General features: G+C 73.1%; 3 protein-coding genes. 2 read left to right on the top strand and 1 reads right to left on the bottom strand.

Annotated elements, in window-relative coordinates:
• Positions 1–406 precede the first annotated feature (406 nt).
• Together AA75_RS17975 and AA75_RS17970 are read left to right on the top strand one after the other, a co-directional pair.
• A complete protein-coding gene (locus AA75_RS17975) occupies positions 407–1,429 on the top strand; it encodes a M4 family metallopeptidase (RefSeq protein ID WP_033821090.1) in 1,023 nt (340 codons plus the stop codon).
• 104 nt (positions 1,430–1,533) lie between these two features.
• Positions 1,534–1,800: a protealysin inhibitor emfourin gene (locus AA75_RS17970; protein ID WP_033821089.1), complete on the top strand. Its 267-nt coding sequence runs from the start codon at positions 1,534–1,536 to the stop codon at positions 1,798–1,800.
• Positions 1,801–1,812: 12 nt separating this feature from the next.
• Here the strand turns inward: AA75_RS17970 and AA75_RS17965 are convergent.
• Positions 1,813–2,437: hypothetical protein (locus tag AA75_RS17965; RefSeq protein WP_206743444.1), on the bottom strand; the 625-nt coding region annotated here is incomplete at its 5' end.

Below are 2,437 nucleotides of genomic sequence, written 5' to 3'. Positions count from 1 at the left end.
CTGCTGCAGCACGGTGGCCGCGGTCACCGGGGTGGGGCGGTCGTTGAAGGCACGGGCGATGGCGGACTGCTCGGTCATGGAGGACTCTCGGCTTCCGAAGTCGATTGCGGGCTGGGTCGGGGCGGTGGACACCCGACCGGGCCGACTGCTGCGCCGCATCGAACAGCATCACTGACGGATGCAAGGGCACAGCACAGTCCCCGCGGCGAGGGAGCCGGCCTTCTCTGGATCTAGAGGCCCTCGCCGCGGCAGCTAAGAAGAAGCAGCCCGTAACGCATGATGCAGCCCAGCGTAACCCAGCTCCCGGGGCGCACGAAGTGAACCGCACCACGATTCCACCCCTTGAGACGTCCGGTCACTGCGCGCGGTGGTGACAAGAAGTCATGGATGCGTCACTCTTGGCAACATGACTGCTGCCGCGCGCCGCTGCACGATCGTGCCGCCCTTCGTCCTCGACCGGCTCGCCGAGCAGGGCCACGAGGCCGCCCGCACCTCCCTCGCCCTGGACACCCTGCACCGCGAGAGCCGGCTGGCCACCGCCCTGCCCCCGCCGCCCCCGGCCCACCACCTCACCCGCACCATCGGCGACGCCCGGCACGGCCGCCGGCTGCCCGGCCGCACGGTCCGCGCCGAGGGCGGCCCGGCCACCGCGGACGCCACCGTCAACCGCGCCTACGACGGGCTCGGCGCCACCTTCGAGCTGTTCGAGCAGGTCTACGGCCGGCACTCGATCGACGGCGCCTGGCTGCCGCTGGACGCCACCGTGCACTACGGGGTGGACTACGACAACGCGTTCTGGGACGGCAGCCGGATGGTGTTCGGGGACGGCGACGGCGAGATCTTCGTCGACTTCACCAGCTGCCTCGACGTGATCGGCCACGAACTCGCCCACGGCGTCACCCAGTACACCGCCGGGCTGGACTACCAGGGCCAGAGCGGCGCGCTCAACGAGTCGCTCTCCGACGTCTTCGGCTCCCTGGTCAAGCAGTACGCCCTCGGCCAGAGCAGCGACCGGGCCGACTGGCTGATCGGCGCCGGACTGCTCGCCCCCGGCGTGCACGGCGTGGCGCTGCGCTCGATGAAGGACCCGGGCACCGCGTACGACGACGAGCGCCTCGGCAAGGACCCGCAGCCCGCCCACATGGACGGCTACGTGGACACCGCCGACGACAACGGCGGGGTGCACATCAACTCCGGCATCCCCAACCACGCCTTCTACCTGCTGGCCACCGCGCTCGGCGGGCCGGCCTGGGAGCGGGCCGGCCAGGTCTGGTACGACACCGTCACGGGCGGGCACCTCGCCCACGACGCCGGCTTCGCCGACTTCGCCCGCGCCACGGCGGCCGCCGCGCTGGCCCGCTACGACCGGACCGCCGCCGACACGGTGACCGCCGCCTGGTCGCAGGTCGGCATCAGCGCCACCGGCTGAACACCGGACCCTTCGCACGCGGGCCGGCCGGGAGCGGACCGGCCCCACGCGGAGTCTGTGAAAACACTCGGCAAAACGACCCACTCCGTAGCAAACTGACGACCATGCGTATCCAGGTGACCCGGACCGGCGGCCTCGCCGGTCGCGTCCAGCGTGCGGAGCTGGACACCAGCGAGCGCCGCGACGCACCGCACGTCCACGCCCTCGCGCGCGAGGCGGTGGCCGGCGGCCTGCGCGCGCCCTCGTACGGCGTGCCGGACGGCTTCCACTACGAGATCACCGTGGACGGCCGGACGGTGTACTGCGCCGACCCCAAACTGACCGACTCCCAGCAGGAGCTGGTCAGCCTGGTGCTGCGGGAGGGCGAGTAGCGGCGGCCCGGCTCAGCGGCCGCGGGCCTCGAACCGGCGCGCCTCCCGGCCCCGCGGCCCGGCCTGCTCGTACAGGGACTGGCCGACCACCGCGTCCGAGACGCCGACCAGGGCGCAGAGCCGGCCGAGCAGTTCGGCTCCGGAGGTCCGGCTGCCGTCGGGGGCCGGGTCGTTGCGGATCGCGGCCAGCGCGGCCCCCGCATCCGGCAGCCCGGCGCGGTCGGCCAGGCGGGCGCAGTAGCGGTCCCAGGACTCGCGCTGGGCGGCGTTCTCGGCCGGATCGGCGGGCGGTGTCCAGTGCGCGCTCCAGCCGAGTTCCTCGGTGTCCCCGTTGCCCAGCACCAGTGTCACGCAGGTCCCCCACTCGTTGTCCCGCAGCAGCCAGACCGGCTGCTTCAGCTCCCAGGCGAGGTTCCAGGCCGGGCCGACCAGCCGGCGGGAGGAGATCTTGCCGAACCGGGGCCTGAGCGGGTCGAAGAGCACACCGGTGCCGCGTTCGCCGTCCGGCAGCAGGTAGCCGCCCAGCTTCGACGGGCGCAGGGCGGTCAGCACCTGCTCCTCGGTGGCACGGGTGATCAGGGCGTAGGTGGGCACGGGTCGTTCTCTCCGGGTGCGGGGGCGGGTACGGGCGGCCGTA

The organism is Kitasatospora sp. MBT63, from assembly GCF_000710465.2.
Taxonomy (GTDB): Bacteria; Actinomycetota; Actinomycetes; order Streptomycetales; family Streptomycetaceae; genus Kitasatospora.
Note: the sequence above shows the minus strand (reverse complement) of the source record. Positions and strands in the feature narration are given on the sequence as shown.

Excerpts from the sequence above, each read along its gene's own strand:
- AA75_RS17975 (WP_033821090.1), top strand. The coding sequence starts at position 407 with ATGACTGCTGCCGCGCGCCGCTGCACGATCGTGCCGCCCTTCGTCCTC.
- AA75_RS17970 (WP_033821089.1), top strand. The coding sequence starts at position 1,534 with ATGCGTATCCAGGTGACCCGGACCGGCGGCCTCGCCGGTCGCGTCCAG.